The sequence below is a fragment of the Streptomyces boncukensis genome (assembly GCF_011045075.1).
GTDB lineage: Bacteria > Actinomycetota > Actinomycetes > Streptomycetales > Streptomycetaceae > Streptomyces > Streptomyces boncukensis.
This window is the reverse complement of record NZ_JAAKZZ010000455.1, coordinates 1-5,944: the sequence shown is the minus strand read 5'-3', so window position 1 is coordinate 5,944 and position 5,944 is coordinate 1. Positions and strand designations below refer to the sequence as shown.

Here is a 5,944-nt window from a genome sequence, read left to right as displayed (position 1 = left end):
CTGCTGGGGGAGGCCGGGATCGCTCAGGCCCGGGTGGTCGGTCCGGGGTTCGTGAACGTCACCCTGGAGCGCGGGGCCCGGTGCGCCCTCGTACGGGAGCTGGCCGCGTCCGGGACCGGGCCCAGCCCGTGTGACCGGCCGGGCGTCGACATTCCGCGCTGGGCCGCCGCCACCGGGGAGCCGGCAGCCCGGCTGGCCGTGCGGACCGCTCGCGCCAGTTCCCTCTTCCGCGTGCAGTACGCGTACGCCCGCACCCAGGCGCTGCTGCGGTACGGGCGGGAGGTCGGCGTGCTGCCCGACGCCGGGTGTGTGGACGTGGAGGGGGCCGTCCCCGGTGCCGACCCCGTCCCCGAGGCCGCCTTCGGTGCCGGCTCCGGGGGCGGGGGCGGCGGGCGCTCCGCCGCGCTGCTCGCGCTCCTCGCCGACCGGGCCCGGGTCACGGAGCCCGGTGCGCTGGCCCGGCATCTCGACGCCGTTGCCGGGGCCTTCTTCGACTTCCACGACGCCTGCCCCCCGCTGCCCGCCGGTGACGAGAAACCCGGGGCCGCCCACCGCGGCCGGCTGGCCCTCGCCGAGGCCACCGGCGCGGTGCTGGCCGGCGGCCTGGCCCAGCTCGGCGTCACCGCCCCCGCCCGTATCTGAGTACCAGAGGGACCACCACGAGTCATGAGCCGTTCCGCACACCCCGCAGGCCCCCGGCACGCCGATGTGCTGCCCGAGGGGCGCTCCGCCGGAAGCACCGCGCCGCCCGCCGACCTCAACGCGCTGGACCCCCGGGTCTGGGCGCAGACCGTACGGCGGACCCCCGAGGGGGCCGTCACCGTGGGAGGGATCGACGTACGGAAGCTCGCGCACGAGTTCGGTACGCCCGCCTATGTGCTCGACGAGACCGACTTCCGCGCCCGCTGCCGCGCCTGGCGCGACGCCTTCGGCGCCGACGCCGACGTCTTCTACGCCGGCAAGGCGTTCCTCTGCCGCGCCGTCGTCCGCTGGCTGCACGAGGAGGGGCTGAACCTCGACGTCTGCTCCGGCGGCGAGCTGGCGACCGCGCTCGGGGCCGGGATGCCCGCCGAGCGGATCGCGCTGCACGGCAACAACAAGTCGCAGGACGAGATCGAGCGGGCCGTCGGCGCCGGTGTCGGCCGGATCGTGCTGGACTCCTTCCAGGAGATCGTCCGCGTCGCGCACACCGCCGCGCGGCTCGGGGTGCGGCAGCGGGTGCAGCTGAGGGTCACGGTCGGTGTCGAGGCGCATACGCACGAGTTCATCGCGACGGCGCACGAGGATCAGAAGTTCGGTCTGGCGCTCGCCGAGGGGCAGGCGGCCGAGGCCGTGCGCCGGGTGCTGCAGCTCGACAGCCTGGAGCTGACCGGCATCCACTCGCACATCGGCTCGCAGATCTTCGACATGGCCGGGTTCGAGGTGTCGGCGCGGCGGGTCGTCGGGCTGCTGGCCGAGGTCCGCGACGAGCACGGGATCGAGCTGCCGGAGATCGACCTCGGGGGCGGCCTGGGCATCGCGTACACCTCCGAGGACGACCCCGCCGAGCCGCACGACATCGCCAAGGCGCTGCGCGACATCGTCACCCGGGAGTGTGAGGGCGCCGCGCTGGCGGTGCCGCGGCTGTCCGTGGAGCCGGGGCGGGCCATCGTCGGCCCGACCGCGTTTACGCTGTACGAGGTGGGCACGCTCAAGGAGCTGGAGGGCCTGCGCACGTACGTCAGCGTGGACGGCGGCATGTCGGACAACATCCGCACCGCGCTGTACGACGCGGAGTACAGCGTGGCGCTCGTCTCCCGTTCCTCCCCGGCGCCTCCCATGCTCAGCCGGGTCGTCGGCAAGCACTGCGAGAGCGGTGACATCGTGGTGCGGGACGCGTTCCTGCCCGCCGATCTGGGCCCCGGCGACCTGCTGGCCGTGCCCGCGACGGGTGCGTACTGCCGTTCGATGGCGAGCAACTACAACCACGCCCTGCGCCCGCCGGTCGTCGCCGTCCGGGACGGCGCCGCACGGGTGATCGTCCGGCGGGAGACGGAGGAGGATCTGCTGCGGCTCGATGTCGGCTAGCGAGATCTGAGTCCCACATACTGGTACCCGCGTGGATTCTCCCGCTCGGTACGTGAGACTTGGGACCATCCTCCATGCGAGGGCACAGACGGAAGAACAGACGGAAAACGAGGTCAGATGATGCGTACGCGTCCGTTGAAGGTGGCGCTGCTGGGCTGTGGGGTCGTCGGCTCCGAGGTGGCGCGCATCATGACGGCGCACGCGGACGACCTCGCCCAGCGCATCGGCGCCCCGGTCGAGCTGGCCGGGGTGGCGGTGCGCAGGCCCGACCGGGTGCGCGAGGGGATCGACCCGTCCCTCGTCACCACCGACGCCGCCGCGCTGGCCGCCCGGGAGGACGTCGACGCCGTGGTGGAGGTGATCGGCGGGATCGAGCCCGCGCGCACCCTGATCACCTCCGCCTTCGAGCACGGCGCCAGCGTGGTGACCGCGAACAAGGCGCTGCTCGCCGAGGACGGCGCCGCGCTGCACGAGGCGGCCGAGAAGTACGGCGCCGACCTGTTCTACGAGGCCGCCGTCGCCGCCGCCATCCCGCTGGTGCGCCCGCTGCGCGAGTCGCTCGCCGGCGACACGGTCAACCGGGTGCTGGGCATCGTCAACGGCACGACGAACTTCATCCTGGACCGGATGGACTCCACCGGCGCCGGCTACAGCGAGGCGCTGGACGAGGCCACCGCGCTCGGCTACGCGGAGGCCGACCCGACCGCCGACGTCGAGGGCTTCGACGCGGCCGCCAAGGCCGCCATCCTCGCCGGTATCGCCTTCCACACCCGGGTGCGGCTCGACGACGTCCACCGCGAGGGGCTGACCGAGGTCACGGCCGCCGACATCGCCTCGGCGAAACGCATGGGCTGCACGGTGAAGCTGCTGGCCATCTGCGAGCGCGCCGTCGACGGCCGCTCCGTGACCGCCCGGGTGCACCCCGCGATGATCCCGCTGGGCCACCCGCTGGCCTCGGTGCGCGAGGCGTACAACGCGGTGTTCGTGGAGGCCGAGGCCGCGGGCCGGCTGATGTTCTACGGGCCGGGCGCGGGCGGCTCGCCCACCGCGTCCGCCGTGCTCGGGGACCTGGTGGCGGCCTGCCGGAACAAGCTGAACGGGGCGAAGGGGCCCGGCGAGTCCGCCTACACCCAGCTGCCGGTCTCGCCGATGGGCGAGGTGGTCACGCGCTACCACATCAGCCTCGACGTGGCCGACATCCCGGGCGTCCTCGCCCAGGTCGCCGCGGTCTTCGCGGAGCACGGGGTCTCCATCGACACCGTGCGCCAGAAGGGCAAGGACGGCGGGCACGACGGGGCCTGGCTCGTCGTGGTCACCCACCACGCGCCGGACGCCGCGCTCGGCGCGACCGTCGAGGCGCTGCGTCAACTCGACACCGTGCGCGGTGTCGCCAGCATCATGCGGGTCGAAGGAGAGTAGGAAAGTGACCGTGATGGATTCCTCGCCGGGCCGAATGCCCGGCGCCGCCGGGCAGCCCGTCGGCGGACCGGCCACCCATCAGTGGCGCGGCATCATCGAGGAGTACCGGGGCCGGCTCCCGGTCGGCGCGGACACCGTTCCCGTGACGCTCCGTGAGGGAGGCACTCCGCTCGTTCCCGCGCGGGTGCTGTCCGAACAGACCGGCTGCGAGGTCCACTTGAAGGTCGAGGGGGCCAACCCCACCGGCTCCTTCAAGGACCGCGGCATGACGATGGCGATCACAAAGGCAAGGGCGGACGGCGCCCAGGCCGTCATCTGCGCCTCCACGGGCAACACCTCGGCCTCGGCGGCCGCCTACGCCGTACGGGCCGGGATGGTCTGCGCCGTACTGGTCCCGCAGGGCAAGATCGCACTGGGCAAGATGGGTCAGGCGCTGGTGCACGGCTCCCAGATCCTCCAGGTGGACGGCAACTTCGACGACTGTCTGCGGCTGGCCCGCGGGCTCTCCGAGAAATACCCCGTCGCACTGGTGAATTCGGTGAACCCGTCCCGGATCGAGGGCCAGAAGACGGCGGCCTTCGAGATCGTGGACATGCTGGGGGACGCGCCGGACCTCCACGTCCTCCCGGTGGGCAACGCCGGGAACATCACGGCGTACTGGAAGGGCTACCAGGAGTACGCGGCGGACGGCCCCGCCACCCGCACCCCCCGGATGTGGGGCTTCCAGGCGTCCGGCTCCGCGCCCATCGTGCGCGGCGCGCCGGTCGCGGAGCCGAGCACCATCGCCACCGCGATCCGGATCGGCAACCCGGCCTCCTGGAAGCCGGCCGAGCAGGCGCGGGACGAGTCCGGCGGCGCCATCCGGGCCGTGACCGACCGTCAGATCCTGCGGGCCTACCGGCTCTTGGCCGCGCAGGAGGGCGTCTTCGTGGAGCCCGCCTCGGCCGCCTCGGTCGCGGGCCTGCTGCAGGCCGCGGAGGAGGGCGAGCTGGCCCCGGGGCAGCGGGTCGTGTGCACGGTCACCGGCAACGGCCTGAAGGATCCGGACTGGGCCGTGGCGGGTGCGCCACAGCCCATCACGGTTCCGGTGGACGCCGACACGGCGGCCCGGCAGCTGGGGCTGGCCTAGGGGGCCGGGGCGTGCCCGGCCCGGCCCGTGCCCGGTGGGGTCCTGCTGGGTACGGGCTGCCCCGTGCGCGCGTTGCGGGGTGCGGGTGATGTGCGGCTGGTCGCGCAGTTCCCCGCGCCCCTGGCGGGACGCCCCCGTCGCTGCCGTCAGGACTCCCTGGGGCACGGGACCGCTTGCGACACGCATCGTGCGCCTCCCGTGCGCCCTATGTCGCCACTGAACCTTCCTTCGATAGGCTGAGATTCACCCCGGGATTCACCCCGGCTCGCGAACACCCCCCTTGCTGGTTTCGGGAGCCGTGACCGGTCCGGCCCGCTGCCGCGGTTCCAGGGGTGCTGCCACCAGACCAAGGCTGCCGCAACCAAACCAAGGAGAGTCATCGGGAGATGGCCGGTCCCGCCTTCCGCGCCGCCGCCGTCCGGGTACGTGTGCCTGCCTCCAGCGCCAACCTCGGCCCCGGGTTCGACGCCCTGGGCCTGGCCCTGGGGCTGTACGACGATGTCGTCGTCCGCGTCGCCGACGCCGGGCTGCACATCGACATCGCGGGCGAGGGCGCCGACAGCCTGCCCCGCGACGAGAGCCACCTGCTCGTACGCTCCCTGCGCACCGCCTTCGAGCTGCTGGGCGGCCAGCCGCGCGGGCTGGAGGTCGTCTGCGCCAACCGCATCCCGCACGGGCGCGGCCTCGGCTCCTCCTCCGCCGCCATCTGCGCGGGGGTGATGGCGGCCCGCGCGGTCACCACCGGAGGCGAGGCCCGGCTGGACGACACCGCGCTGCTGGAACTGGCCACCGAGATCGAGGGCCACCCGGACAACGTCGCCGCCTGCCTGCTGGGCGGCCTCACGCTGGCGTGGACGGACGCGGGGGCCGCGCGTGCGATCCGGCTGGAGCCCGCCGCGTCCCTCGTCCCGGTGGTCTTCGTGCCCGCGTGGCCGCTGCAGACCCGGACCGCGCGCGGCCTGCTGCCGCGCACCGTCCCGCACGTCGACGCCGCCTTCAACGCGGGCCGCGCCGCGCTGCTGGTCGAGGCCCTCACCCGGCGCCCCGAGCTGCTGCTGGCGGCGACGGAGGACCGGCTGCACCAGGAGTACCGTGCTCCGGCGATGCCGCAGAGCGCCGACCTGGTGACCCGGCTGCGCGCCGACGGCGTCCCCGCGGTCGTCTCCGGGGCCGGGCCCACGGTGCTGGCGCTGGCCGCGGACCAGGGCGAGGCGGACAAGGTGTCCCGGCTGGCGGGGGAGGGCTGGACGGCGAACAGGCTGGCCCTTGACGCCGCAGGGGCGAGCGTCCTGCCGCTCAGCACGGGCGGCACGGGCGGTCGGGAGGGGG

General features: G+C 74.1%; 5 protein-coding genes. All 5 read left to right on the top strand.

What is annotated here, in order from left to right; translation table 11 throughout:
- Positions 1–642 (top strand): DALR anticodon-binding domain-containing protein (locus G5C65_RS29465; RefSeq protein ID WP_165302094.1); only part of this gene is annotated, 642 nt, incomplete at its 5' end.
- 24 nt (positions 643–666) lie between these two features.
- The gene (gene lysA / locus G5C65_RS29460; protein WP_165302093.1) at positions 667–2,067 is read left to right on the top strand and encodes a diaminopimelate decarboxylase; all 1,401 of its coding nucleotides are present in this window, start codon (positions 667–669) and stop codon (positions 2,065–2,067) included.
- A gap of 120 nt (positions 2,068–2,187) precedes the next feature.
- Entirely contained in the window at positions 2,188–3,486 is a 1,299-nt protein-coding gene (locus G5C65_RS29455) for a homoserine dehydrogenase (RefSeq protein WP_165302096.1), read from the top strand.
- Between the two features lie 34 nt (positions 3,487–3,520).
- The gene (thrC, locus tag G5C65_RS29450) at positions 3,521–4,615 is read left to right on the top strand and encodes a threonine synthase (protein WP_165302095.1); all 1,095 of its coding nucleotides are present in this window, start codon (positions 3,521–3,523) and stop codon (positions 4,613–4,615) included.
- Between the two features lie 386 nt (positions 4,616–5,001).
- Positions 5,002–5,944: homoserine kinase (thrB, locus tag G5C65_RS29445; RefSeq protein WP_165302092.1), on the top strand; the 943-nt coding region annotated here is incomplete at its 3' end.

Bases quoted from the DNA above. Each gene is read 5' to 3' on its own strand.
- lysA (WP_165302093.1), top strand. From the start codon at position 667: ATGAGCCGTTCCGCACACCCCGCAGGCCCCCGGCACGCCGATGTGCTG.
- G5C65_RS29455 (WP_165302096.1), top strand. From the start codon at position 2,188: ATGCGTACGCGTCCGTTGAAGGTGGCGCTGCTGGGCTGTGGGGTCGTC.
- thrC (WP_165302095.1), top strand. From the start codon at position 3,521: ATGCCCGGCGCCGCCGGGCAGCCCGTCGGCGGACCGGCCACCCATCAG.